Source organism: Leifsonia sp. P73 (assembly GCF_051059105.1).
Classification (GTDB): Bacteria; Actinomycetota; Actinomycetes; order Actinomycetales; family Microbacteriaceae; genus Leifsonia.
In genome coordinates, this window is record NZ_CP194931.1 from 1,500,737 (window position 1) to 1,525,862 (window position 25,126).

The following is a 25,126-nucleotide window of genomic DNA, read 5'->3' on the forward strand; positions in this document are numbered from 1 at the left end:
TCACTCCCATTCGATGGTCCCCGGCGGCTTCGACGTGACGTCGAGCACGACGCGGTTGACGCCGTCCACCTCGTTGGTGATGCGGTTGGAGATCGTGGCCAGCAGGTCGTACGGCAGGCGCGTCCAGTCGGCGGTCATGGCGTCCTCGCTGGAGACCGGGCGCAGCACGATCGGGTGGCCGTAGGTGCGGCCGTCGCCCATCACGCCGACCGAGCGGACGTCCGCGAGCAGCACGACGGGGCACTGCCAGATCTCGGCGTCGAGCCCGGCGGCGGTCAGCTCGGCACGCACGATCGCGTCGGCGTCGCGGAGCAGGTCCAGGCGTTCCTGGGTCACCTCGCCGACGATCCGGATGCCGAGGCCGGGGCCGGGGAACGGCTGGCGGCCGACGATGACCTCCGGCAGCCCCAGCTCGCGGCCGATCGCGCGCACCTCGTCCTTGAACAGGGTGCGCAACGGCTCCACGAGCTCGAACTGGAGGTCCTCCGGGAGACCGCCGACATTGTGATGGCTCTTGATGTTGGCCGTGCCGGTGCCGCCGCCCGACTCCACCACGTCCGGGTAGAGGGTGCCCTGTACCAGGAAGCGGATCGGGTCGCCGTCATGCTCGGCCTCAGCGATCAGATCCGCCTGGGCCTTCTCGAACACGCGGATGAACTCGCGGCCGATGATCTTGCGCTTGGTCTCGGGGTCGGAGACGCCGGCGAGCGCGGACAGGAACTGCTCCTGCGCGTTCACCGTCACGAGCCGGACGCCGGTCGCGGCGACGTAGTCCTCCTCGACCTGACGCGCCTCGTCCTTGCGGAGCAGGCCGTGGTCCACGAACACGCAGACGAGCTGGTCGCCGACCGCCTTGTGGACGAGCGCGGCCGCGACGGCCGAGTCGACGCCGCCGGACAGAGCGCACAGCACGCGTCCGGTGCCCACCTGGGCGCGGATCGCGGCGACCTGATCGGCGATGACGTTGCCGCTGTTCCAGTCGGCGGGGATGCCGGCGGCGCGGTGCAGGAAGTTCTCGAGCACGGCCTGGCCGTACTGCGAGTGCTTGACCTCCGGGTGCCACTGCACGCCGTACAGGCGCCGCTCCTCGTTCGCGAACGCGGCGACCGGGGTGTCGTCGGTGGAGGCCAGCACCTCGAAGCCCTCCGGCGCCCGGGAGACCGAGTCGCCGTGGCTCATCCACGCGGTCTGCTCGGCGGGCTGGCCGTCGAGGAGGCTGCCCGCGCCGTCCGTCGCGGCGCCCGAGACGCGGACGGCGGTCGAACCGTACTCGCGGCGGCCGGTCTTCGCGACCTCGCCGCCGAGCGCCGTGGCCATCACCTGGAAGCCGTAGCAGATGCCGAGCACGGGCACGCCGAGCTCGAAGATCGCCTCGTCCAGGCGCGGCGCGCCCTCCTCGTAGACGCTGGAGGGGCCGCCGGAGAGGACGATGCCCGCTGGCCGCTTGGCCGCGACCTCCGCCGCCGTCACGGTGTGCGGCACGATCTCGGAGTAGACGTTCGCCTCGCGCACCCGGCGGGCGATCAGCTGCGCGTACTGCGCGCCGAAGTCGACCACCAGGACCGGGCCTGCGGGCGCGGCCGAGTCGGCCCCGCCGAGGATGTCCGAGAACACTGCGTCGGTGCTAATTTGCGGCCTCCACGTACGTCGCTGCCTCGGCCTCGCGGCCGGCCAGATAGCTCTTGACCTGCTTGGTGATCCTGGCCTCCACGAAGAAGGACAGGAAGGGGATGACGCCGCCGAGGGCGATGGTGACGAACTTCGAGAACGGCCAGCGCATCAGGCTCCACAGCCGGAAGTCGGAGAACAGGTACACGACGTACAGCCAGCCGTGGGCGATCAGGATGCCGGTGCTGAGGTCGACGCCGGTCGGCGCGACCGCGGTCTTGACGGGCACGAAAGTGAGCGTGCCGTAGTTGCTGAACGCGAAGAGCTGGTAGCCGAAGCCGTACTTCACGAGCATCTCCACGCAGAGCAGCAGGAGCATGATGCCGGTGACGTAGGCGAACACCTGGTAGAACTTCAGCGCCCCGCGGATCTTCGGGAAGTCTTCGAGCTTGGGAGCGAGGGGCATGGATTTATTCTACGTTCCCGGCGTGCGCCCTCGCGCCGTCGCCCGCTGCCGCCTCGGCCGCGAGCGCGCGCTCCTCGTCCTCCCGCTCCTTGGCGTCGCGGACGAGCCGGTACCAGAGGAAGATCGCGAACCCGGCGAAGATGATCCACTCGGCCGCGTAGAAGATGTTGAGCCAGTTGAGCTCGGTCTGCTGGATGGGCGGCGGCGAGTCGATCTTCTCCAGCCCGGCGGGAGCCGTCCGGTCGACCACGTACGCGTTGTAGACGTCCATGCCGTCCACCCCGGTCCACAGGTTGTAGAGCTGGCCGACGCCGAGGGTCTTCATCGCGGTCGGGTTCTTCTTGTCGTCCGGGACCTGCGGCTGCTCGTCGGGGAGGATGCGGCCGACGATCTTCTGCGGCTCCTCCGGCTGCTGGGCGAGCCGGGCCATGACGGACTTCGCGCTCGCCTCGTCGGGCGCCCAGCCGCGGGCGACGGCGAGCGCGATGCGGTGGCCGCCGCCGGCGTCGACGTCCACATGGGAGACGACCCACCAGCCGGTCTTCCCGAAGTTGATCCGGTCGTACAGGAGCTGGTCGTCTCCGGCCACGAACGTGCCGGTGAACTCCACGAGCTGGCCGACCGACTTGTCCGTCATCGGCCCGTTCGGCTTGGCGACCTGCGCGAGCGGGAGCACCGTCTCGGTCGGCGCCACGACGGCCTTGCCGGACTCGATGGCGCGTTCGAGCTGCCACTGGCCGAGCGCGGCGAACCCCGCGGCGAGCGCCAGCGCGAACAGCAGGGCGCCGATCCAGCGCGGGCGCAGCATCATCTGCAGCATCGTGGTGCCGCCCTGCGGCGCCTGCGCGCCGGCCGGGCTGCCGGGGGTGGTGTCGATGGGTCAGTCCCGCTTTCGTTCGACGGTCGTGTCCTGCTGCTGCATGGCCTGCTCGACGATCCGGTCCACAGCCTGGCGCGTGTCGTCGCGCCTGTCGTCGCGGCGCGTGTCGGAGTCGAGGTCGGCGGTGGCCGCCTCGACGAGTGCGATCTCCTCGTCGAGCATGGGATCGCGCTTCTTCCGCCGGTCGCGCCGCTTGGACGATCCGGACCGGAGAATCATCGCACCGATCTTCTCGGAGTTCGCTGCAAGGATCGGCCCGATCACGGCCATGATCAGCACGTAGAGCCCGGCGAACGGCACGATGCGCGCGTCCAGCCCGGCGCTGAGCGACAGCGTCGCCAGGATGAGCGCGAACTCCCCCGGTTCTGCAGGATCACCGTCGTGTTGATGCCCGCCTGCACGCCGAACCCGTTGATCCAAGCGACGAACTGGCCGGCGAGGATGTTGAGCACGATTGTCATGGCCACCGCGATGAGCACCGGCCCGAGGACGGCCGGGAACTTCGCCGGGTCGAGCTCCAGCCCGAAGTTGAGGAAGAAGAACGCCGCGAACACGTCGCGCAGCGGGATCGCGATGTGCTCGATCTTGTTGCGGTACTTCGTCGCCCCCAGTACGAGCCCGATCAGGAACGCCCCGATCGCGTCGGTGACGCCGAGGATCTCGCCGATGCCCGCGAACAGCACCGCGAGCCCGAAGAACAGGATGGTGAAGAGCTCGTCGTCCTTCGTGCGGAACAGCCGGGAGACGTACCTCCCGCCGAACCGGGCGAGCGTGAACATCACCACCAGGAACAGGAACGCGACCGTCAGCTTGCCGACCACCGGCCAGAGCTGGGTCTCGCCGCTCAGCACCACCGACACGATCGCGAGGTAGATCGCGATGAAGATGTCCTCCACGACCGTCACACCGAGGATCATCGGCGTCTCGGTGTTGGGGAGTCGGCGCAGCTCGATGAGCAGCTTCGTCACGATCGCCGACGATGACGTGGCCGTCATCCCGGCGATGATGAGGGCCTCCCTGGTGCCCCAGCCGACCCAGAAGCCGAATGCGAGGCCGACGCCCATGTTGATGAGGATGTAGGAGCCGCCGGAGACGACCAGCTTGCCGAAGTTGCCGAAGAACTCGTCCTGGTCGAACTCCAGCCCGAGGTTGAACAGCAGCAGGATGAGCCCGAAGACCGCGATGAGCTCGATGTAGTTGCTCTCGAAGTCGAGCGGGAACCAGCCGGTGTGCGGGCTCGCCAGCAGCCCGACGAGCATGTAGATGGGGATCGCGGGGAGCCCCACCAGCTTGCCGAGGCGTCCGAGCACGTACGCGACGAGCAGCAGGATGCCGAGGATGATGAGGTCTTCTCCGAGATGCATGGATCAGCCTCCCGGCGGAGCGTCGGACGTGGCCCGCGCGGTCTGACCGGTGCGGAAGAACGCGAACGCCTTGGCGACCTTCTCGGGGGTGCCCGCGACGACGAGCGTGTCGCCGGGGAAGACCTTGAAGTCGGGTGCGGGCGCCGGATTCGCGGAGTCCCCGCGCACGACGGCGACGACGGTGAGCCCGACGAAGCCGCGGTCGCCGGGCGCTCCGAGCTGCTGCCCGGCGATGTAGTCCTCGTAGTCGACGGAGAACCAGTCGATGCTGAGCCCGGGGATCTGGTCGAGCGCGGTCAGCGACTCCGTGATCTGCGTGCCGCCGAGGAGCTCGGCGAGCGTGTGCGCCTCGTCCTCGCTGAGGCGCAGCGAGACCTTGGTCACGTCGGCGCCGTCCTCGTGATCGGAGAACGTGATCAGGTCGCTGTGCCCGGAGCGGTGGGCGATGACGCCGACCTTCCCTCCGTCGTCCGTCACGAAGGTGTGCAACACCCCGACCCCGGGCAGTTTGACCCGTCGAACGTCAACCATTTTCCGTCTCCATCCGTCGCGGGCACTGGGTTACAGCCTACCGGAGACAGGCGGGCGATCGTACAAAATGCACGTATTGCGCCAGAATGTACAAAATGAGTGATATCGTCGGCCTCATGAACCAGATCGCCATCTCCGAGGCCCGCGCACGGCTGTCGTCGCTCATCGACGAGTCGCACGCCGAGCCGGTTTATCTGACGCGCCGCGAGCGCGCAGTGGCCGCGATCGTCGACGCCGACCAGCTCAAGCACCTCTTGGAGGACGCCGAGGAGCTCGCCGACATCCGCGCCGTGGATGCGGCATGGGAGGAGACGGAACGTCTGCGGGAGACGCCTGTCCCGTGGGAGGACGTCAAGCGCGAGCTCGGACTCGCGTGACCTACGCCGTCCAGCTCCTCCCCGCAGCGATCCGTTCCATCAAGAAGCTCCCGCCCGAAGGCAAGCGCCGGGTTCAGGCGGTCATCGAGCTCCTCGGCGACGATCCTCGTCCTCCCGCGTCGAAGAAGCTCACCGGCCGCGTCGAGTGGCGCGTCCGTTCTGGCGACTATCGCGTGCTGTACCGCATCGAGGACGGCATCTTGACGGTTGTCGTGGTCGATGCCGGCCACCGGCGCGAGATCTATCGCTGACCGAGTTCACTCCTCCTTCGGAGGCGCGTCCGCAGCCTTGCTAGCCGCCGCCTTCGCCGCCGGGGTCTTCGCCGACGCCGCCTTGGCCGTGCGCGTGACCGCCCCGGCCTTCGCCGCCGCGGCGTCCACGTCCACGATGTCCGGCGCCTCCAGCCGCACCCGGTCGGCCGACTCGTCGTCCGGCTGCTGCTGGCTGGCGCGCTCGGCCGCGACCCGCTTCAGGTAGGTCTGCACCTCGCGCTCCTCGCGTCCGGAGTCCCAGCCGAGCACCCCGGCCATCAGCGACGCCGCGACGGGCGCCGCCGAGACGCCGCGGTCCCAGGCCTCGATCGAGATGCGGGTGCGGCGGGCGAGCACGTCCTCCAGGTGGAGGGCGCCCTCGTGGCTGGCCGCGTAGACGACCTCCGCGCCGATGTAGTCGTCGGCTCCGGGCAGCGGCTGGGCCAGCGACGGATCCTCGCGGACCAGGGCGAGGATGTCCTCCGTCATCGTGCCGTACCGGTTGAGCAGGTGCTCCACGCGCGCCGGGTGGAGGCCGGACTCGCTCGCGATGCGGCCGCGCCGGTTCCACGCGGCCTGGTAGCCCTCCGCGCCGACGAGCGGGATCTCCATCGTCGTGCTGGCCGGGATCTTGCCGTCGAGCGCCGACACCGCGGCGTCGATCGCGTCCTTCGCCATCACCCGGTACGTCGTCCACTTGCCGCCGGCGATCACGACCAGGCCGGGCACCGAGTGCGCCACCAGGTGCTCGCGGGACAGCTTGGAGGTCTCCTCCGACTCGCCCGCCAGCAGCGGGCGCAGGCCGGCGTAGACGCCCTCCACGTCCTCCCGGGTCAGCGGCACGTTGAGCACCTGGTTGACGTGCGCGAGCAGGTAGTCGATGTCGGCCGCCGTCGCCGCCGGGTGCGCCTTGTCGAGGTGCCAGTCGGTGTCGGTCGTGCCGATCAGCCAGTGCCGTCCCCACGGGATGACGAAGAGCACGCTCTTCTCGGTGCGCAGGATGAGGCCCATCTTCGACTGGAAGCGGTCGCGCGGCACCACCAGGTGGATGCCCTTCGACGCGCGGACCTTGAACTGGCCGCGCTCCCCCACCATCGACTGGGTGTCGTCCGTCCACACGCCGGTGGCGTTGACGACCTGCTTGGCGCGGATCTCGAAGCGCTCGCCGGTCTCCTGGTCGACCGCCTGCACGCCGACGACCCGCTCGCCGACCTTGAGGAAGCCCTCCACGCGGACGCGCGGCGCGATGTGGGCGCCGTAGTGGGCCGCCGTGCGCGCCAGTGTCGCCGTGTAACGGGCGTCGTCGACCTGCGCGTCGTAGTACGTGATGCCGCCGACCAGCGCGCTCGGCGACATGCTCGGGATGGCCTTGAGCACCTGACGCCGGCTGAGGTGGCGGTGGTGCGGCACCCCCGGCGGGCGGAGGCCGCTGTAGGAGAAGATGTCGTACAGCATCATGCCGGCGCCGATGTAGAAGCGCTCCCACACGTGCTTGTGCAGCGGGTAGAGGAACCGGACCGGTTTGACCAGGTGCGGGGCGATCCGCTGCAGCAGGAGGCCGCGCTCGATCAGCGCCTCCCGCACCAGCCCGAAGTCGAGCTGCTCCAGGTAGCGGATGCCGCCGTGGACCAGCTTGGACGACCGGCTGGAGGTGCCGGACGCGAAGTCGCGTGCCTCCACCAGGCCGACGCTCAGCCCGCGGGTGACCGCGTCGACCGCGCTGCCCACGCCGACGATGCCACCGCCGACGACGAGGATGTCGAGCTCGGTGTCCTTGAGGGCCTGGATCGCGGCGGCGCGCTCGGCGGGACCGAGGCGTGAGGGGTAGCCCACCGCCGTCGACCGCGCGGTGGTGCCGGACGGGGATGTTGTCGCCATCGTTTCCTCCTCCCCGGCCGCCTTCGGCCAGGACCTAATGCGATTGGTACGGCGCGACCACGACCTCGACGCGCTGGAACTCCTTCAAGTCCGAGTATCCCGTCGTTGCCATGCTCCTGCGCAAGGCCCCCACCAGATTCGCAGTTCCCTCCGCGACCGGCGCCGGTCCGTACAGGACCTCCTCGAGCGGCGCGACCTGGCCGACCGCGACCCGGTTGCCACGCGGAAGCTGCGGGTGGTGCGCCTCCGCGCCCCAGTGCCAGCCGCCGCCGGGCGCGTCGGTGGCGCGCGCGAGCGTGGTGCCGAGCATGACGGCGTCGGCGCCGCAGGCGATGGCCTTGACGATGTCACCCGAGCTGCCGAGGCCGCCGTCGGCGATGACGTGCACGTACCGGCCGCCCGACTCGTCCATGTAGTCGCGGCGGGCGCCGGCGACGTCCGCGACGGCCGTGGCCATCGGGGCGTGGATGCCGAGGGTGGAGCGGGTGGTGGAGGCCGCGCCTCCGCCGAAGCCGACGAGCACACCGGCCGCACCGGTGCGCATGAGGTGCAGTGCGGCCGTGTAAGTCGCGGCGCCGCCGACGATCACGGGGACGTCGAGCTCGTAGATGAACTTCTTGAGGTTGAGGGGCTCGACGTTCTTCGAGACGTGCTCGGCCGAGACGGTCGTGCCGCGGATGACGAACAAGTCGACGCCCGCCTCCACGACGGTCTGGTACAGCTCCTGGGTGCGCTGCGGCGAGAGCGCGCCGGCGACGGTGACGCCGCCCTCCCGGATCTCGGCGAGCCGGCGGGTGACCAGCTCGGGTTTGATCGGCTCCGAGTAGATCTCCTGCATGCGCCGGGTCGCCTTGTCGGCGGGCAGCTCGCGGATCTCGGCGAGCAGCGGCTCCGGGTCCTCGTAGCGGGTCCAGACGCCCTCCAGGTCGAGGACGCCGAGCCCGCCGAGCTGGCCCATCATGATCGCGGTGGTCGGCGAGACCACCGAGTCCATCGGGGCGGCCAGGAACGGGATGTTGAACTGGTACGCGTCGATGGTCCAGGCGACCGAGACGTCCTCGGGGTCGCGCGTGCGCCGGCTGGGCACCACCGCGACGTCGTCGAAGGCGTACACGCGGCGGGCACGCTTGGCCCGCCCGATCTCAATCTCCATACTCACGGGTTCAGTCTATGGCGCGGCACTGGCAGAGTAGTCAGGGTGACCGTCGACGCCGAGCCTCTCGCCCGCCTCCGCCAGCGCACCAGCGAGAAGTGGAGTCTGTATCCGGACGACGTGCTCCCGCTGTTCGTGGCCGAGACGGACTACCCGCTGGCCCCGCCGATCGCCGCCGCCCTGCACGCCGCGATCGACCGCGGCGACACCGGCTACATCGGCGAGGACGACCACGCCAAGAGCGCCTTCGCCCGCTTCGCGCACGACACCTGGGGGTGGGAGGTCGACCCCGGCTCCGTCCTGACGACGACGGACGTCAGCGTGGTCATCGTGGAGGCGCTGCGCATGCTGATCGCGCCGGGCGACCGGGTGGTCATCACGCCGCCGGTCTACCCGCCGTTCTACGAGTTCATCCCGGAAGCGGGCGGCGTGGTCGAGGAGGTCCCGCTCCTGGACGACGGCACGACGTGGTCCCTCGACCTCGACGGCCTGGAGCGCGCCTTCGCCGCCGGCGCCCGCTCGTTCCTGCTCTGCCACCCGCACAACCCGCTCGGCCTCGTCCATCCCCGGCCCGTCCTGCAGGCCGTGGCAGCGCTGGCCGCGCGCTACGACGTGGCCGTGGTGAGCGACGAGATCCACGCGCCGCTGACCCACACGGACGCGACCTTCACGCCGTTCCTGTCGGTGTCGGACGACGCCCGCCGCGTCGGTGTCGCCGCGCACTCGGCGAGCAAGGCGTGGAACCTCGCCGGGGTGAAGTGCGCACTGATGGTCGCGGCGTCGCCGTCGCGCGCGGCGCAGCTCCACGCCCTCCCGGTGGAGGTGGAGGTGCGCACGAGCCTGCTCGGCCGCATCGCGACGGAGGCGGCGTTCGACGAGAGCCGGGAGTGGCTGGCCGGGACGCTGGAGTCGATCGAGGCCAATCGCGCGCTCCTGGGGCGGCTGCTGGCGACGCACCTCCCGGAGGCCGTGTACCGCGAGCCGCACGCGAGCTACCTGGCATGGGTCGACTTCCGGGGGCTCGGCTGGGGCGACGAGCCGGCGGCACGCATTCTGGAGGAGGCGCGGGTGGCGCTGGTGCGCGGACTGGACTTCGGGCGCGAGGGGGCGGGGTTCGCGCGGGTCAACATCGCGTGCTCGCCCGAGGTGCTGACGGAGGCGGTGGAGCGGATCGCGCGCCTCCGCTGACCCCCTCCTCCTCCCGCCGAGGGGGCGCACCCTCACCGCACCCGCTCCACCCGCTTCTCATCCCATACCGGCTCCCCCGCCTCGTACACGTTCCCGTCCGCCCCGAACACGAGGTACCGGTCGAACCCGCGCGCGAACCACCGGTCGTGCGTCACCGCGACGACGGTCCCCTCGTATCCCGCGAGCCCGTCCTCCAGGGCCTCCGCCGACACCAGGTCCAGGTTGTCCGTCGGCTCGTCGAGCAGCAGGAGCGTCGCGCCCGACAGCTCCAGCAGCAGGATCTGGAGGCGCGCCTGCTGACCTCCCGACAGCGACTCGAACGTCTGCTCGGCCGACGCGGCGAGGCCGTAGCGGTCGAGGACGCGGCTGGCGGCCTCCCGAGGCATGCCCGCGCGGCGGTCGTCGCCGCGGTGCAGGATGTCCAGGAGGGTCCGCCCCACCAGCTCGGGATGCTCGTGCGCCTGGGCGAACAGGCCGGGAGCCACCCGGGCGCCGAGCTTCGCGACGCCGGAATGCGGCACCGGCGCACCCGCCACCTCTGCGGAGGCGAGGTGACCGGCCGACGGGTCGGGATCGCTCCCTCCGGCGGCGAGGAGACGCAGGAAGTGCGACTTGCCCGACCCGTTCGAGCCGAGGACGGCGATGCGCTCGCCGAACCAGACCTCCAGGTCGAACGGACGCATCAGACCGGTCAGCTCCAGGCCGTCGCACTCGATCACCCGTCGCCCCGTGCGGGAGCCGGTCAGGCGCATCCGGACGTTCTGCTCGCGCGGGCGCTCCTGCGGCGGCCCGGCCTGCTCGAACTTGGCGAGCCGGGTCTGGGCGGCCTGGTAGGCCGAGGCGAGGTCGCTGTTGTACTTCGCCTTCTCCTTGAAGCGCAGCACCAGGGCCTTCAGCTTGGCGTGCTCCTCGTCCCAGCGCCGGCGCAGCTCCTCCAGCCGCGCCATCCGCTCCTCGCGGGCGGCGTGGTAGCCATCGAACCCGCCGCCGTGTGTCCAGGCGGTGTTGCCCGCGCCGCCGAGCTCCAGGGTGACGATCCGGTCGGCGGCGCGCGCCAGCAGCTCGCGGTCGTGGGAGACCAGGAGCACGGTCTTCGGCGTCGAGCGGAGCTGCTCCTCCAGCCAGCGCTTGGCGGGGACGTCGAGGTAGTTGTCCGGCTCGTCCAGCAGCAGCACCTGCTCCGGACCGCGCAGCAGCGCCTCCAGGACCAGCCGCTTCTGCTCGCCGCCGGACAGGCTCCGTACGCTGCGGTACTGGGCGCGCTCGAACGGGAGGCCGAGGGCGGCGACGGTGCAGTGGTCCCAGACGACCTCCTGGTCGTAGCCGCCGGCGTCCGCGTACTCGGTGAGCGCGGTCGCGTAGCGGAGCTGGGTGTCCGTCTCGTCGCGCTCGATGATCGCCTCCTCGGCGGCGGCGAGTGCCTCCGACGCCCGGCGGACGGCGGCGGGCGCGACGAGCACGAGGAGGTCGCGCACGGTCCGGTCGTCGCGGACGTGGCCGACGAACTGGTCCATCACGCCGAGGCCGCCGTCGATCACGACGCCGCCGCTGTCCGGCCGCAGCTCGCCGCGGATGATCCGCAGCAGCGTCGACTTGCCCGCGCCGTTCGCGCCGATCAGCGCGGAGACGCTGCCGTCCCCGACCCGGAACGACACGTCATCCAGGAGCGGGCGGCCGTCGGCGAGTGTGTACGAGACGCCGGAGACGTCGATGTGACCCATGGCTGGTTCCTGTCGTGCTGTGGACAAAGCCTTCCAGCCTAGACGAAACCGCCGCCCACGAGAAGGTGGGCGGCGGTTTCGAAACGACAGCGGATCAGCGGCGGTAGTTGGGCGCCTCCACGACCATCTGGATGTCGTGCGGGTGCGACTCCTTGAGCCCGGCGGCGGTGATGCGGACGAACCGGCCGCGCTCCTTCAGCTCCGGGATGGTGCGGGCGCCGACGTAGAACATCGACTGGCGGAGGCCGCCGACGAGCTGGTACGCCACCGCGGACAGCGGGCCGCGGTACGGGACCTGGCCCTCGATGCCCTCGGCGATGAGCTGCTCGTCGCTCGGGACGTCGGCCTGGAAGTAGCGGTCGCGCGAATACGAGGTCTTCTTGCCGCGGGTCTGGAGGGCGCCGAGCGACCCCATGCCACGGTAGTTCTTGAACTGCTTGCCGTTGACGAACACCAGGTCGCCGGGCGACTCGGCGGTGCCGGCCAGCAGCGAGCCGAGCATCACGCTCTCGGCGCCCGCGACCAGCGCCTTGGCGATGTCGCCCGAGTACTGGAGGCCGCCGTCGGCGATGAGCGGGACGTCCGCCGCACGCGCGGCCAGCGAGGCCTCGTAGACCGCGGTCACCTGCGGCACGCCGACGCCGGCGACGACGCGGGTGGTGCAGATCGAGCCCGGCCCGACGCCGACCTTGATGGCGTCCGCACCCGCGTCGATGAGCGCCTGCGCGCCGGAGCGGGTCGCGACGTTGCCGCCGATGACATCCACGTGCGAGGCGCGCGGCTCGTGCTTGAGCCGGTGGATGATGTCGAGCACACCCGCGGAGTCGCCGTTGGCGGTGTCCACGACGATGACGTCCACGCCCGCGTCGACCAGCGTCATCGCGCGGTCCCAGGCGTCGCCGAAGAAGCCGATCGCGGCGCCGACGCGGAGGCGGCCCTCGTCGTCCTTGGTGGCGAACGGGTACTTCTCGCTCTTGTCGAAGTCCTTGACGGTGATGAGCCCGCGGAGCCGGCCGTCGGCGTCCACGAGCGGGAGCTTCTCGATCTTGTGCTCGGCGAAGATGGCGACCGCGGAGTCCGGGTCGATGCCGACCGGCGCGGTGATCAGCGGCATGCGGGTCATCACGTCGCGCACGAGGGTGGTGGACCGCTCGAACGGGGAGACGAAGCGCATGTCGCGGTTGGTGATGATGCCGACGAGCTTGCCGTCGCCCTCTACCACCGGGAGCCCGGAGACGCGGAACTGCCCGCAGAGGAGGTCGACCTCCTCGACGGTGGCGTCCGGGGTGGTGGTCACCGGGTTGGTGATCATGCCCGACTCGGAACGCTTCACCTTGTCGACGTTGGTGGCCTGATCCTCGATGGACAGGTTGCGGTGGATGATGCCGATGCCGCCGTGCCGGGCCATGGCGACGGCCATGCGCGACTCGGTCACGGTGTCCATGGCGCTGGAGAGGAGCGGGGTCGCCATGCTGATCCGCTTGGTCAGGCGAGTCGAGGTGTCCGCCTCACTCGGGATGACGTCGGTGTGCCCGGGAAGGAGCATGACGTCGTCGTAGGTCAAACCGATGAATCCGAACGGATCCGCCTGGTCCATTTCACCCCTATCAAGGTCGCGCGAGTTGTGGATGTCTCATCGTAACGGCACAAGCTGGGCGGTTATTCCGCGGCGGGGAGCGTCACGGCGCCTCTTTTTATGAGCTAAGGCCTTAGCTCATAAAAGTCGCGCCGGTCATTATGAGATAGCGCCCTACTCCACCGTCGCGAGATCGAGCTCGGCCTGCTTCTTCCCCTGCCGGGCCGCCACGATCATGTCGACGCTGAGGATGGCGAGGGCGAGCCAGACGATCGCGAAGCCGATCCAGCGCTCAGGCGGCATCGCCTCGTTCAGCACTGCGACGCCGACGACGAACTGGATGAACGGCGCGAAGTACTGGATGAAGCCCATGTAGACCAGCGGCAGGCGCCGGGAGGCCGCGGCGAAGAACAGCAGCGGCACGGCGGTGATCACGCCCGCGCCGACGAGCAGTACCGAGTGCCAGGGGCCGTCGCTGCCGATCGTCAGGCCGACCGTGAGGCTCACGACCACGAGCTGCACGATCGCGACCGGGGTCAGCCACATGGTCTCCAGCGTCAGCCCGGAGACAGCGTCGACCCGGCCGCCGACGCGCTTCTTGATGAGGCCGTAGAAGCCGAACGAGAACGCCAGGATGAGCGCGATCCACGGGACCTGCCCGTAACCGACCGCGAGCACGACCACGGCGATCACGCTGACGCCGACCGCCACCCACTGGGCGACCCGGAGGCGCTCGCGCTGGACGATCACACCGAGGAACACCGTCACGATCGGGTTGATGAAGTAGCCGAGGGCGGCCTCCACGACGTGCCCGCTGACCGTGGCCAGCACATAGGTCTGCCAGTTGACGTAGATGAGCGCGCCGGCGAGGCCCATCGTGAACAGGACCCTGCGGTCCTTCAACAGGGCGCCGAACGTGCGCCAGGCGCGCGTCACGGTGAGCGCGATCGCGCAGAACACCAGCGAGAAGAGCACCCGCCAGGCGACGATCTCCCAGGCGGTGGTCGGCGCGAGCGCCAGGAAGTAGATGGGGAGGATTCCCCAGAGGACGTAGGCGGAGATCGCGTAGGTCAGGCCGGACCTGCGGTGTTCGGAGAGGGGCTGCGGCACTCCCACGACACTACTCCGAACCGGGGACAGGGACCGACCCGGTGGAGGCCTTACGCAGCCCGCGGGGACGACGAAGGCCCGGGCGCAGCAGCGCCCGGGCCTCGGCCGAAAGAAGGTGCGTCAGCGAACGACGACCGCGAGGACGTCGCGAGCCGAAAGGACCAGGTAGTCCTCGCCGCCGAACTTGACCTCGGTGCCCCCGTACTTGGAGTAGATCACCTTGTCGCCGACGGCGACGTCGAGCGGAACGCGGTTGCCATTGTCGTCGATACGGCCCGGTCCGACGGCGACGACCTCGCCCTCCTGGGGCTTCTCCTTGGCGGTGTCGGGGATGACCAGACCGGAGGCAGTGGTCTGCTCAGCCTCGACCTGCTTGATGACGATGCGATCTTCGAGCGGCTTGATGGAGACCGACACGGTTGACCTCTTTCTTTGGTGAACTCAGTCTTTGCGAACTCAATGCGTTGCGCGGCTTGCGTTAGCAAACTCGCACGGAGAGTGCTAACACGAGTCTAGGGGGTGCGTTAGCAGTCCCGCAACGTGAGTGCCAGAAGGTAGCGTGGTCCACATGGACCGGTCCGAACTCGTCGAGCTGCTGAGCCCCGAAGGCCTCCGACTGCTCGACTCGCTGCCCCCGTACCGGTCCGAGAAGGACGTGCTCGCGATGGTCACCGACCTCCGCAAGCAGGGCCACTCCCCCGGACTGGTGGCGGCGGTGCTGACGCAGGCGAAGCTGCGCAAGAAGGCGGTCGGCAAGTTCGGCGAGTTCGCCTCCCGGATGCTCTTCACCGAGGCGGGGCTGGAGCAGGCGACGCGCCTGTCGGTCGCGGCACGCCACGCCGGCCGGTTCCGGGCGGCCGGACTGACCCGCGTCGCGGACCTCGGCTGCGGCATCGGCGGCGACGCGCTCGCCCTCGCCGCGCTGGAGCTGGAGGTTCTGGCGGTCGACGCCGACGAGGTCACGGCCGCGATCGCCGCCTTCAACCTCGCGCCGTTCCCGTCCGCGACGGTCGAGCACCGGCGCGCCGAGGATGTCAGCCTCCGGGAGATCGACGGCGTCTTCCTCGACCCGGCCCGGCGCACGGCCGGCCACACGGACACCGACCGGCTGACCGATCCCGACGACTACACGCCGTCGCTCGGCTTCGCGTACGAGCTCGCGACCGGCCGCTCGGTCGGGCTGAAGCTCGGCCCCGGCTTCGACCGCGACCTCATCCCGTCGACCGCGGAGGCCCAGTGGGTGTCCGCCGACGGGCAGGTGGTCGAGCTCGGGCTCTGGTTCGGCGCGCTCGCCCGCACGGGCATCCGGCGCGCGGCCCTGGTGCTGCGCGGCGACGAGGCGAACGAGCTCACGGCCGAGGCCGACAGCGAGGACGCCGAGACCGGCGAGCTCGGCGAGTACCTCTACGAGCCGGACGGCGCGGTCATCCGCGCGCGCCTGATCGGGGACCTCGCCCGGCGGATCGACGGACGGATGCTCGGCGACGGCATCGCCTACATCACGGCCGACGAGCCGGTGCCGACGCCGTTCGCGGCGGGCTTCCGCATCCTGGAGACCCTGCCGTTCGCCGAGAAGGACCTCAAGAAGGCGCTGCGCTCACGCGGGATCGGCACGCTGGAGATCAAGAAGCGCGGCGTGGACGTCGACCCCGCCGCGCTCCGGACGCGCCTCAAGCTTTCGGGCGACCGTCCTGCGACCCTGATCCTGACCAGGGTCGCAGGACGTCACACGGCGTTGCTCGCCGAGCGCCTCTGAACCCGGTCAGTACCGGTACGTGTTCGAGAGGCTGGCCAGGAAGATCCCCCAGAAGATCCAGAAGATGATCGCGATGGCGACCGACACGAATCCCAGGATGATCCCGGTGAGCCAGAATCCCTTGGCCTGCGGCTCCCTGGTGCGGCCGATGAAGCCGAGGACGATGGCGGCGACGCCGAAAACCGCGCCGATCCCGAACGCGAGGTTCAGGACGATGCCCGCGATGCCGCCGACGAGCGACAGGATGCTGAGGATCGGCGACTTGGTCGCGGGCGCCGTCGCGTAGGGCTGCGCGTAACCGGGCGCGGGCTGGCCGTAGGCGGGCTGACCGTAACCGGGCTGGCCGGGCTGCTGACCGTAGGGCTGCTGGCCGTACGGCTGCTGACCATAGGGCTGCTGCGGCTGCTGGCCGTACGGCTGCTGACCATACGGCTGCTGCGGCTGCTGTCCATAGGGCTGCTGCCCGTACGGCTGCTGCGGCGCGCCGTACCCGGGAGCGGCCGGCTGCGCGGGAGGCGCGGGAGGTGCGACCGGAGGCGTCGGCGGGACGCCGTCGGGCGCCGCCGCGGGCGGGATGTCGGAGGACGGCGGAACCGGCTGGGCCGGCGTGCTGCCGTCCGTCCCTTCGGGCTCCGGGGCGCCGGAGGGGGTGTTCGGATCGGACATGCTGCCCATCTCCTTCTCTGGTGAGTTCCTGAGAAATGTCTGTACTGAATCCATCGTCTCAGTGGGCGGACAGCGTGTCAACGCATGCACATCTCCCGGCCGGCTCAGACCTCCGCGACCTGGATGTCCGTGACGGGAAGCGTGGAGTCCGCGCCGAAATCCAGCCGGCTCGGCGCACGGCCGGCCATGATCAGCTGCGCGCCGAGCGCCGCGATCATCGCGCCGTTGTCGGTGCACAGCGAGAGGGCCGGGATCCGCAGGGCCACCCCCGCCTCGGCCGCCCGCTGCACCGCGAGCTGACGTACCCGCGCGTTCGCGACGACGCCGCCGCCGAGCAGCAGACGCGGGACGTCGTGGTCGAGACACGCGGCGATCGCCTTGGTGATCAGCACATCCGCCACGGCCTCCCGGAACGAGGCGGCGACATCGGCGACCGGCACCTCCTCGCCGGCGTCCTGGCGCTGCTCGACCCAGCGCGCGACTGCGGTCTTCAGGCCGGAGAAGGAGAAGTCGTAGCGGTGCCGCTCCAGGTCCTTCGGCTTGGTCAGCCCGCGCGGGAACCGGATGGCGCGCGGGTCGCCGTCCGCGGCGACGCGGTCGATCTGCGGGCCGCCGGGATACGGGAGGCCGAGCACGCGGGCCACCTTGTCGAACGCCTCGCCCGCAGCGTCGTCGATCGTCTCGCCCAGCAGCTCCACGTCGGAGACCAGGTCGCGCACGAGCAGGAGCGAGGTGTGGCCGCCGGAGACCAGCAGCGCGACGGTCGGCACCTCGACCGGGTGGCCCGGGCCTCCCGCCGCGTCCAGGACGTCCGCCCCGACGTGCCCGACCAGGTGGTTGACGGCGTACAGCGGCTTGCCGAGCGACAGGGCGAGCGCCTTCGCGGCGCCGACCCCTACCATGAGCGCACCGGACAGCCCCGGCCCGCTCGTCACGGCGATGGCGTCGACGTCGGCGAGCTCGATCCCGGCGTCGGCGACGGCGGTGCGCAGCGTCGGGGTGAGCGCCTCCAGGTGGGCGCGCGCCGCGACCTCCGGGACGACGCCGCCGTACCGGGCGTGCTCCTCCATCGAGGAGGCGATCGTGTTGGAGAGCAGCGTCGTGCCGCGCACGATTCCGACGCCGGTCTCGTCGCAGGAGGTCTCGATGCCGAGGACGAGCGGCCCCTCGCCGTGCGATCCGTGCTGAGCGTCGTTCATGCGATCGTAGTCTCCGGGGTCGGGACGGTCAGGCGCATCACGATCGCGTCCACCCCGTCCGGCTGGTAGTAGCGCGGGCGCACGCCGATCTCCTCGAAGCCGAGCGTGCGGTAGAGGGTCTGGGCGCCCGGGTTGTCGGCGCGCACTTCCAGGAACACCTCCCGGGCGCCGCGGTTCCGCGCCTCCCCGATGAGGGCGAGCATGAGGGCGCGCCCGAGGCCGTGGCGCCGCGCGCGCGGCGCCACGGCGATGGTCTGGATGTCGCCCTCGCCCGCGCCGCGCGGGGCGAGCAGGCCGGCGTAGCCGTCGATGCGGTCCGGGTCGTCCAGCCCGACGGCGACCAGGTAGTACCCGTGGGCTCCGGTCACCTCGGAGCGCATCGACTGCTCCGACCAGGCGTCCGTGACGAAAGTCGCGCGCTCCAGCACCATGATCGCGTCGACGTCCGCCTCGGTGGCGCGGCGGAGCTGCCACGATGGCGCGCTGGGCCTCGGCTCGCTCACGCGCTCACCCGCTTCGGGCCGGCCGAGAGCGTGACATCCGGCGAGCGCAGGTACAGCGGCTCGTTGCGATCGAACGGGAGTCCCGCGGCGAAGCGCAGCTCGGCGATCATCCCGAGCAGTCCGGCGGAGACGGTGGCGGCTTCTTCGCGGGGCAGGTCGGGATGCGGCAGCGCGTCCGGCTTGTCCAGGCCGGGGCCGTCGACGCGGACCGGAAGGCCGTGCTCGTCCACGCCCGAGAACGCCGTCCAGTAGCGTTCGCGGCGGCGCGCGTCGGTCACGACCAGGAGCGGACCCGCGTGGCCGGCGAGATAGCGCTCGTACGCCACCGCGTCGTGGCTGACGACGGGGACGAGCGGGCGTCCGGCGCCGAACGCGAAGGCGGTCGCGGCCGCGATGCCGACCCGCAGGCCGGTGAACGGACCGGGACCCATCCCCGCCACGACGCCGGACAGCGCGTCCGGGCGCGTGCCGGAGGCGTCGAGCGCCGCGGCGATGAGGTCGCCGATCACCTCGGCGTGCCGCATAGTGTCCGGCTCCGTCACTTCGGCGAGGATGCCGCCGTCACGGTCGACCACGGCGACACTCGTGCCCGCGGAGGTGTCGATGGCGAGGAGCATGCCTCCAGCCTAGGCGGGATGCGGGCCGCTGCGGACTCGTCCGGTCGCCCGTGTGCGAAGCTGTCGGCATGGCGTCCTCCCCGTCCGGCTCCCTGGTCTCGGCCGACGTGCGCCGCCACAACCTGGCGCTCGTCGCGCACCGGCTCGCACATCGGGGCCCGCAGTCACGCAGCCAGCTCGCCGACGCCACCGGGCTCGCCCGCGGCTCCGTGACCGCGCTCGTCGCCGCGCTGGTGGAGGCCGGGGTCGTGCGCGAGTCGGAGGAGCCGGAGGCCGCGCCGCACGGGTCCGCCTCCCGTGGCCGCCCGCTCACTCTGCTGCGCCTGGCGGCCGACCACGTCGCCCTCCTCGTCCTCCAGCTCGACGCCGACCAGGCGACCGCCGTCCTCACCGCGGTGGACGGCCGCGCGCTGTTCCGGGCGTCCGAGCACCACGGCCGGCCGATGGGCGACCCCGGGCGGGTGCTCGACGTGCTCGCCCGCGTGCTGGCCCGCACGCTCGACGCGGCCGCCGGACTCGGACGGCGGGTAGTGGACCTGACCGTGGTGGTGTTCGCCCCGATCGGCGGCACGCCTCCCGTGGTGGTGGCCGACACCGACCTCGAGTGGGGCGAGGTCGACGTGCTCGGTGAGCTCCGGCGACGGGTCCCGGAGCTGCCGCCCGCCACGCTGGCGAGCGACGGCACAGTCGCCGCGCTGGCCGAGCTCGCGGAGCTGGAGGCCGCCGGCTCGGCAATCCGCGACCTGGTCTACGCCAAGAGCAACTCGGGAATCGGCGGCGCGGTCGTCGCGGAGGGTGCGCTCGTCGCCGGCGCGCACGGCTTCGCGGGCGCGTTCGGCCACATCTCGGTCGATCCACACGGTGTTCGTTGTCTGTGCGGTCAGCGCGGCTGCCTCGTCACCGTCGCAGGGCCGGACGTGGTGCTGGCCGAGGCCGGACTCACCGCCGAGGTCGCCGAGCGCGGGCTGACGGAGGCGCTGCGCGAGCTGGTCGCCCGCATCCAGGGCGGGGAGGCCCGGGCGAGCGCCGCGTGGGAGGCCGCACTTCCGTGGATCGCGCACGCGCTCCGCATCGTGGCGATGACCGTCGACCCGGAGGTCGTCGTGCTGGGCGGGTACTGGAGCGAGCTGGCGGAGTCCATCGCCGACGCGTTCGCGCAGGACGGGCCGGCGATCGCGGCGACGGCGGCGATCGCCGTGGTCCCCGGGCGGTTGGGCGAGGATGCGGCCCTGCTCGGCGCCGCGCGCGTCGCCCGCGACGCCCTCCTCGACGACCCCCTCGCGTTGACCCCCAGTCCGGCGCCCTCCCCCACGATTTGATTCGACGCTTGAATTAATCGCGCGGATGCGTCATGCTTACGCGGGTAATCACACCCTCGAAAGGACCGACCGTGACGACGATGTCATCGAGCTCCCCCGAACCAGCGCCCCTCTCCGCAGCCCAAGCCGCGGTGACCGACACCGACGCGGTGGACACCGCGGGCACCGTCAGCCCGCTCGCCCGCCGCGGCCTGCTCCCCTCGCTCGCGATCACCTCCCTGGTGCTCTTCGCGACCTACTCCGGCCTGGTCAGCGTGCTGCTGCCCAACCAGGTCGCGACCATCGACCCGGCGCACAAGGTGGCCAACCTCGCGATCGTGACCACGACCTCCTTCGTGTTCACCCTGTTCGCGCAGCCGATCGTCGGCGCGTTCAGCGACCGCACCCGCTCCCGGATGGGCCGGCGCGCGCCGTGGATGGTGATCGGCACCGCGGTCGCCGCCGCGTTCCTGATCGGGCTCGGCTCGCTGCAGTCCATCCTCTGGATCACGGTCTTCTGGGTCGTCATCCAGGTGGCCCTGAACGCGATGCAGGGACCGCTCAGCGCGATCACGCCCGACCGCTTCCCGCGCAGCCGCCGTGGTGTCGCCTCCGCGATGGTCGGGATCGGCACGATGGCCGGCGTCACCGTCGGCGTCATCGTGGCGGGCATGCTCGCCGCGAATGTGGGCGTCGCCTACTCGGCGTTCGGGATCGTCGTGCTCCTGGTCACGCTCGGCTTCGTGCTGCTCAACCGCGACTACTCCAGCACGGGCATCGAGCTGCCGCCCTTCCGCTGGAGGGCGTTCTTCGCCGGCTTCTGGATCAACCCGCGCAAGCACCCCGACTTCGCCTGGGCCTTCGCGGCGCGGTTCCTGTTCATCCTCGGCTACTTCGTCGCTTTCAGCTACCAGCTCTTCATCCTGACCGACTACATCGGGATGTCGCTGAAGCAGGCGAACGCCCAGATCGGCGTGATCAGCCTCGCGTCGCTCGCCACCACCGTCGTCTCGGTCGCCCTCGCGGGCTGGCTGAGCGACAAGCTCGGGCGCCGCAAGGTCTTCATCTACCTCGCGTCCGTGCTGATGATCGTCGGGCTGGCGATGCCACTGCTGACGCCCACGATCACCGGGATGCTGCTGATGTCGGCGATCAACGGCTTCGGCTTCGGCCTCTACATGGCCTGCGACACCGCCCTGATGACCGAGGTGCTGCCCGGCGGCGGCGTCGCGGCCGCCAAAGACCTCGGCATCCTCAACGTGGCCACCAACATCCCGCAGGCGCTCAGCCCCGCCATCGCGGCCGTGCTGATCGGCGCGGTCGGCGGCTACCCGGCGCTGTTCGTGTTCGCGATGGTGTGCGTCGCGCTGGCCGCCCTCGTCCTCATCCCCATCAAGTCCGTCCGCTGAGAAGGAGAAACCCCGTGACAGACAGCACCCTCGACCGACCTGAGGTCACCACCGCGGGGGGCCGTGTACGCGGCCGCTGGCGCGACGGCTCTGCCGCCTTCCTCGGCATCCCGTTCGCCGAGCCGCCGGCGGGCGACCTGCGCTTCGCCGCCCCGGTCCCGCACCGCCGGTGGGACGGCGTGCTCGACGCCGGCGAGCACGGCGCGACCCCGCAGCGCAAGGCGCTCGCAGAGATCACCCTCATCCCCGAGCCGTCCTACCCCGGGGAGTCGACGCTCAACGTGGACGTCTTCACGCCGCGCCCCGGCGACGCCGACGCGAGGCTGCCCGTCTTGGTCTACATCCACGGCGGCGGCTACGTCGCCGGATCGCCGGCCAGCCCCTGGTATGACGGCGCCGCCTTCAACCGCGACGGGATCGTGACGGTCAGCGTCTCGTACCGGCTCGGCTTCGACGGCTTCGGCTGGATCGAGGACGCGCCCGCGAACCGCGGCGTGCTCGACTGGATCCTGGCGCTGGAGTGGGTGCGCGACAACATCGCGGCCTTCGGCGGCGACCCGTCGTCGGTCACGATCGCGGGCCAGTCGGCCGGCGGCGGCGCGGTGCTCACACTGCTGACGGTGCCGCGCGCGGCGAGCCTGTTCCAGCGGGTCTACTCGATCTCCGGGACCACGGCGAGCGTCGCACTGGAGGACGCGGAGCGCTACGGTCGGACCCTCGCCGCCGCCGCGGGAGTCGAGCCCACCCGGGCCGGGCTGTCCACGCTGACCGAGGAGCGCATCCTGGCGCTGCAGGCCGAGGAGGACGCGGTCACCTCGCCGGAGGCGCCTGCGGACCCGATGGCTCCGCTGCGCGCTCTGGCCTCCGGGTCGGCGCTGCGCTGGGCTCCGGTCGTGGACGGCGACCTCGTGACTGCGCCCATCGGCGCGGCGATCGCGGACGGAGTCGGGGCGGACAAGGCCCTCGTGCTCGGCGCGACGGACAACGAGTTCAACATGGCGGTCGCCGATCTGCGCGACGCACTGGCCGGGACCGACCCGGCCGCGCTGCTGGCCTCCGTCGGCGTCCCGGGGGAGGCGGCGGACGCGTATGTCGCCGGCCACCCAGGGCTCGACACCGCCGGAACCCTCGGCCAGTTCGTGACGGACGCGATGTTCCGGGCGCCCGCCCGCGAGATCGCGGAATCCCGCGCGGCGGCAGGCGCCCCCGCCTGGATCTACCGGTTCGCGTGGACGTCGCCGACCTTCGGCGCGGCCGTGCACTGCCTCGACGTACCGTTCTTCTTCGACTGCCTCGACAGCGAGCGGGTGGGCTACATCGCGGGGGAACAGCCGCCGGCCTCCCTCGCCGACGACGTGCACGGGGCGGCGGTGCGGTTCATCGCCACAGGCGACCCGGGATGGCCGGCCTACGTGCTGCCGGACCGCGACGTGCAGGTGTTCGACATCCCGACCACGGCCGTGGGGGACGGCCTGGCCGACGTCGGCGTGCTTCAGAGCGCGCGCTGACGTCACCGCCCGCGCCGACGGAGGCGACGCCGCCGGCGCGGGCACACTCCTCCACCGTGCCCCTCGGCGTTGTGATCAGGCGGACCAGCGAGGACCGAAGCCCGTCACGGTGACCGTGCGCGGCTCGTCGGCGTCCAGGTCCACGTCGCCGAGATCCACCGCGCCCAGGTCGTCGTCCGTCTCCCCGGCTCCACCGGTCGGCCGCACGATGTCGACCTCGAGCCACGACTCCGCGACGCCGTCGAGCATCCCGCCGCCCCATTCCACGACCACCACCGAGCCGGCGAAGTCGATGTCGAGGTCGTCCAGCTCCACCGCACTGCCGAGCCGGTACGCGTCGACATGCACCAGCGGCGCACCGTCGACCAGGCTCGGGTGCGTGCGCGCCAGCACGAACGTCGGGCTCGTGACCGGGCCGCGGACGCCGAGACCCTCGCCGATCCCGCGGGTCAGTGTCGTCTTGCCGGCGCCGAGCGGGCCGGTCAGCACCACGAGGTCGCCGGCGACCAGCATCCCGGCCAGCTCCAGGCCGATGGCGTGCATGTCGTCGGCGGTGTCCACCGTCCGCGAGACGAGGATGCGCCCGGTCACGCCGTTCCCCCTCGGTAGCTGCGCCGCACCCTCCCGCCGACGCGGGTGACGATCTCCCAGTTGATGGTGTCCGCCGCCTCCGCCCAGTCGTCCGCGGTCGGCACGCCGGTCGCGGGGTCGCCGAACAGCACGACCTCGTCGCCGACCGCGACCTCCGCGTCGCCGACGTCGACCACGAACTGGTCCATCGCGACCCGGCCGGACACCCGGTAGCGGCGGCCGTGGATCGACACCGGTCCCCGGCCCGACGCGTGGCGCGGGATGCCCTCGGCGTACCCGAGCGGCACGAGCACCAGCGTCGTCTCGGTCGCCGTGCGGTACGTGTAGTCGTAGGAGACACCGGTCCCGGCGGCCACTCTGCGCACCGCAGCCACCCGGCCACGCAGCGTCATCGCCGGTCGCAACCCGAGTTCGGCTGCCGACTCGGGGCCGAAGGGGCTCAGCCCGTAGATCGCCAACCCGAACCGGACCAGGTCGAACCGCGACTCGGGAAGGGTGAGCGCGGCGGCGCTGGCCGCGATGTGCCGCAGCGACGGCCGCAGCCCCGCGGCCTCGGCCTGGTCGACCCCGCGCCGGAACACCGCGATGGCGGCCCGGTCGTCGTCGGGCGACGCGTTCGAGAGGTGGCTGAACAGGCCGCGCACCACGAGCGTCCCGGACTGCTCGAGCTCGTGCGCCCGGGCCACGACGGCCTCCCACTCGGAGGCGGGGACACCGTTGCGGCTGAGCCCGGTCTCCAGCTTGAGCTGCACGAACGCCGGCGTCTCGACCGTTCCGGCTGCCGCAGCCGCCTCCAGCTGGGCCGCGGACGAGATGCCCACGTCGATGCCCGCGGCGACAGCGGCCGCGAAGTCCTCATCCGGATCGTGCAGCCACGCCAGCACCGGGGCGTCGATCCCGGCCTCCCGCAGCTGCAGTCCCTCGGGAATGTCAGCGACGCCGAGCCAGTCCGCACCGCCGGCGAGGGCCGCCCGCGCGCACTCGACTGCTCCGTGCCCGTAGGCGTTGGCCTTGACGACCGCCAGCACATGGGGCGTGCCCACGATCTCCCGCAGGCGTGCGACGTTCGCGCTCACCGCATCCAGGTCGACGACGGCCTCGCGGAAACCGCCGCTCACGTGTCGCGCTCCAGCACCACGAACGCGGAGGCGATCCCGGCGTCATGCGACATCGACACGTGGATGTGCGCGATGCCGCGCTCGGCGACCTGGCGTCCGACGACGTTGTGCAGCACGAAACCCGGGTTCCTCTCTTCGTCCGGCACGATCTCCATATCGTGCCAGCGCACGCCTTGCGAGCCGCCGAGCGCCTTGATCAGCGCCTCCTTGGCGGCGAACCGCGCGGCGAGGGAGTGCACCGGCAGGCCGCGCTCGGCCTCCGTGAACAGGCGCTCGCGCAGCTTCGGGGTGCGCTCCAGCGATCGGGCGAAGCGCGCCAGATCGACGACGTCGATCCCGATGCCGGCGATCACGGCGA

26 protein-coding genes are annotated in these 25,126 nt (G+C 71.3%); 7 read left to right on the top strand and 19 right to left on the bottom strand.

Annotation, left to right across the window (positions count from 1 at the left end; genetic code table 11):
* From guaA to ACQ86L_RS07625, 6 genes are all read right to left on the bottom strand, one after another.
* The gene (guaA, locus tag ACQ86L_RS07600; protein WP_434318348.1) at positions 1-1,614 is read right to left on the bottom strand and encodes a glutamine-hydrolyzing GMP synthase; all 1,614 of its coding nucleotides are present in this window, start codon (positions 1,612-1,614) and stop codon (positions 1-3) included.
* A 10-nt stretch (positions 1,615-1,624) separates the two neighbouring features.
* Positions 1,625-2,074: a DUF3817 domain-containing protein gene (locus ACQ86L_RS07605; protein ID WP_345834096.1), complete on the bottom strand. Its 450-nt coding sequence runs from the start codon at positions 2,072-2,074 to the stop codon at positions 1,625-1,627.
* Positions 2,075-2,078: 4 nt separating this feature from the next.
* Positions 2,079-2,885 (bottom strand): SURF1 family cytochrome oxidase biogenesis protein, encoded by an 807-nt coding sequence (locus tag ACQ86L_RS07610; RefSeq protein ID WP_434318349.1) that lies wholly within the window; start codon positions 2,883-2,885, stop codon positions 2,079-2,081.
* Positions 2,886-2,954: 69 nt separating this feature from the next.
* A complete protein-coding gene (locus tag ACQ86L_RS07615) occupies positions 2,955-3,254 on the bottom strand; it encodes a hypothetical protein (RefSeq protein ID WP_434318350.1) in 300 nt (99 codons plus the stop codon).
* Complete coding sequence (locus ACQ86L_RS07620; protein WP_434318351.1) at positions 3,227-4,318, bottom strand: cation:proton antiporter; 1,092 nt, start codon at positions 4,316-4,318, stop codon at positions 3,227-3,229. Before ACQ86L_RS07620 ends, ACQ86L_RS07615 begins: the two co-directional genes overlap by 28 nt.
* Before the next feature lie 3 nt (positions 4,319-4,321).
* Entirely contained in the window at positions 4,322-4,849 is a 528-nt protein-coding gene (locus ACQ86L_RS07625) for a cation:proton antiporter regulatory subunit (protein ID WP_345834093.1), read from the bottom strand.
* A gap of 95 nt (positions 4,850-4,944) precedes the next feature.
* Here ACQ86L_RS07625 and ACQ86L_RS07630 point away from each other — a divergent pair, with 95 nt between their 5' ends.
* Both ACQ86L_RS07630 and ACQ86L_RS07635 read left to right on the top strand, forming a co-directional pair.
* On the top strand, positions 4,945-5,226 hold the full coding sequence (locus tag ACQ86L_RS07630; RefSeq protein WP_434318352.1) for a type II toxin-antitoxin system Phd/YefM family antitoxin: 282 nt from the start codon (positions 4,945-4,947) through the stop codon (positions 5,224-5,226).
* Positions 5,223-5,477 carry a type II toxin-antitoxin system RelE family toxin gene (locus ACQ86L_RS07635; RefSeq protein ID WP_434318353.1) on the top strand — a complete coding sequence of 85 codons (255 nt, stop codon included), beginning with the start codon at positions 5,223-5,225 and terminating at the stop codon, positions 5,475-5,477. Before ACQ86L_RS07630 ends, ACQ86L_RS07635 begins: the two co-directional genes overlap by 4 nt.
* Positions 5,478-5,483: 6 nt before the next feature.
* Here the strand turns inward: ACQ86L_RS07635 and ACQ86L_RS07640 are convergent, their stop codons facing one another.
* A complete protein-coding gene (locus tag ACQ86L_RS07640; protein WP_434318354.1) occupies positions 5,484-7,355 on the bottom strand; it encodes a glycerol-3-phosphate dehydrogenase/oxidase in 1,872 nt (623 codons plus the stop codon).
* A 34-nt stretch (positions 7,356-7,389) separates the two neighbouring features.
* Positions 7,390-8,508 (bottom strand): GuaB3 family IMP dehydrogenase-related protein, encoded by a 1,119-nt coding sequence (locus tag ACQ86L_RS07645; RefSeq protein ID WP_434318859.1) that lies wholly within the window; start codon positions 8,506-8,508, stop codon positions 7,390-7,392.
* Positions 8,509-8,553: 45 nt separating this feature from the next.
* Here ACQ86L_RS07645 and ACQ86L_RS07650 point away from each other — a divergent pair, with 45 nt between their 5' ends.
* Positions 8,554-9,696, top strand: coding sequence for a MalY/PatB family protein (locus ACQ86L_RS07650; RefSeq protein WP_434318355.1), 1,143 nt, complete (start codon positions 8,554-8,556; stop codon positions 9,694-9,696).
* Between the two features lie 32 nt (positions 9,697-9,728).
* On the opposite strand, the gene ACQ86L_RS07655 is transcribed toward ACQ86L_RS07650, so the two are convergent.
* The 4 genes from ACQ86L_RS07655 to groES form a co-directional block, all read right to left on the bottom strand.
* A complete protein-coding gene (locus ACQ86L_RS07655; protein WP_434318356.1) occupies positions 9,729-11,417 on the bottom strand; it encodes an ABC-F family ATP-binding cassette domain-containing protein in 1,689 nt (562 codons plus the stop codon).
* Positions 11,418-11,511: 94 nt separating this feature from the next.
* On the bottom strand, positions 11,512-13,014 hold the full coding sequence (guaB, locus tag ACQ86L_RS07660; protein ID WP_345834086.1) for an IMP dehydrogenase: 1,503 nt from the start codon (positions 13,012-13,014) through the stop codon (positions 11,512-11,514).
* A 153-nt stretch (positions 13,015-13,167) separates the two neighbouring features.
* The gene (rarD, locus tag ACQ86L_RS07665) at positions 13,168-14,103 is read right to left on the bottom strand and encodes an EamA family transporter RarD (protein ID WP_434318357.1); all 936 of its coding nucleotides are present in this window, start codon (positions 14,101-14,103) and stop codon (positions 13,168-13,170) included.
* Between the two features lie 120 nt (positions 14,104-14,223).
* Positions 14,224-14,520: a co-chaperone GroES gene (gene groES, locus ACQ86L_RS07670; protein ID WP_055894868.1), complete on the bottom strand. Its 297-nt coding sequence runs from the start codon at positions 14,518-14,520 to the stop codon at positions 14,224-14,226.
* 151 nt (positions 14,521-14,671) lie between these two features.
* Here groES and ACQ86L_RS07675 point away from each other — a divergent pair, with 151 nt between their 5' ends.
* The gene (locus ACQ86L_RS07675) at positions 14,672-15,859 is read left to right on the top strand and encodes a THUMP-like domain-containing protein (RefSeq protein WP_434318358.1); all 1,188 of its coding nucleotides are present in this window, start codon (positions 14,672-14,674) and stop codon (positions 15,857-15,859) included.
* 6 nt (positions 15,860-15,865) lie between these two features.
* Here the strand turns inward: ACQ86L_RS07675 and ACQ86L_RS07680 are convergent, their stop codons facing one another.
* From ACQ86L_RS07680 to tsaB, 4 genes are all read right to left on the bottom strand, one after another.
* Positions 15,866-16,525: a DUF4190 domain-containing protein gene (locus ACQ86L_RS07680; protein WP_434318359.1), complete on the bottom strand. Its 660-nt coding sequence runs from the start codon at positions 16,523-16,525 to the stop codon at positions 15,866-15,868.
* A 104-nt stretch (positions 16,526-16,629) separates the two neighbouring features.
* Entirely contained in the window at positions 16,630-17,724 is a 1,095-nt protein-coding gene (tsaD, locus tag ACQ86L_RS07685; RefSeq protein ID WP_434318360.1) for a tRNA (adenosine(37)-N6)-threonylcarbamoyltransferase complex transferase subunit TsaD, read from the bottom strand.
* Entirely contained in the window at positions 17,721-18,155 is a 435-nt protein-coding gene (rimI, locus tag ACQ86L_RS07690; RefSeq protein WP_434318860.1) for a ribosomal protein S18-alanine N-acetyltransferase, read from the bottom strand. The genes tsaD and rimI overlap by 4 nt, the downstream gene beginning before the upstream one ends.
* A 68-nt stretch (positions 18,156-18,223) precedes the next feature.
* Complete coding sequence (gene tsaB, locus ACQ86L_RS07695) at positions 18,224-18,844, bottom strand: tRNA (adenosine(37)-N6)-threonylcarbamoyltransferase complex dimerization subunit type 1 TsaB (protein WP_434318361.1); 621 nt, start codon at positions 18,842-18,844, stop codon at positions 18,224-18,226.
* A 68-nt stretch (positions 18,845-18,912) separates the two neighbouring features.
* Between tsaB and ACQ86L_RS07700 the strand changes: the two genes are divergently transcribed.
* From ACQ86L_RS07700 to ACQ86L_RS07710, 3 genes are all read left to right on the top strand, one after another.
* Positions 18,913-20,163: an ROK family protein gene (locus ACQ86L_RS07700; RefSeq protein ID WP_434318362.1), complete on the top strand. Its 1,251-nt coding sequence runs from the start codon at positions 18,913-18,915 to the stop codon at positions 20,161-20,163.
* A gap of 131 nt (positions 20,164-20,294) precedes the next feature.
* On the top strand, positions 20,295-21,551 hold the full coding sequence (locus tag ACQ86L_RS07705; protein ID WP_434318363.1) for an MFS transporter: 1,257 nt from the start codon (positions 20,295-20,297) through the stop codon (positions 21,549-21,551).
* A gap of 14 nt (positions 21,552-21,565) precedes the next feature.
* Positions 21,566-23,059: a carboxylesterase/lipase family protein gene (locus ACQ86L_RS07710; RefSeq protein ID WP_434318364.1), complete on the top strand. Its 1,494-nt coding sequence runs from the start codon at positions 21,566-21,568 to the stop codon at positions 23,057-23,059.
* 75 nt (positions 23,060-23,134) lie between these two features.
* Here the strand turns inward: ACQ86L_RS07710 and tsaE are convergent, their stop codons facing one another.
* The 3 genes from tsaE to ACQ86L_RS07725 are packed head-to-tail and all read right to left on the bottom strand — an operon-like array spanning position 23,135 to position 25,121.
* Positions 23,135-23,602 (bottom strand): tRNA (adenosine(37)-N6)-threonylcarbamoyltransferase complex ATPase subunit type 1 TsaE, encoded by a 468-nt coding sequence (gene tsaE / locus ACQ86L_RS07715; RefSeq protein ID WP_434318861.1) that lies wholly within the window; start codon positions 23,600-23,602, stop codon positions 23,135-23,137.
* A gap of 44 nt (positions 23,603-23,646) precedes the next feature.
* Positions 23,647-24,768, bottom strand: a complete 1,122-nt coding sequence (alr, locus tag ACQ86L_RS07720; RefSeq protein WP_434318365.1) for an alanine racemase — start codon at positions 24,766-24,768, stop codon at positions 23,647-23,649.
* A complete protein-coding gene (locus ACQ86L_RS07725; protein ID WP_434318366.1) occupies positions 24,765-25,121 on the bottom strand; it encodes a holo-ACP synthase in 357 nt (118 codons plus the stop codon). The genes alr and ACQ86L_RS07725 overlap by 4 nt, the downstream gene beginning before the upstream one ends.
* Positions 25,122-25,126: the final 5 nt, after the last annotated feature.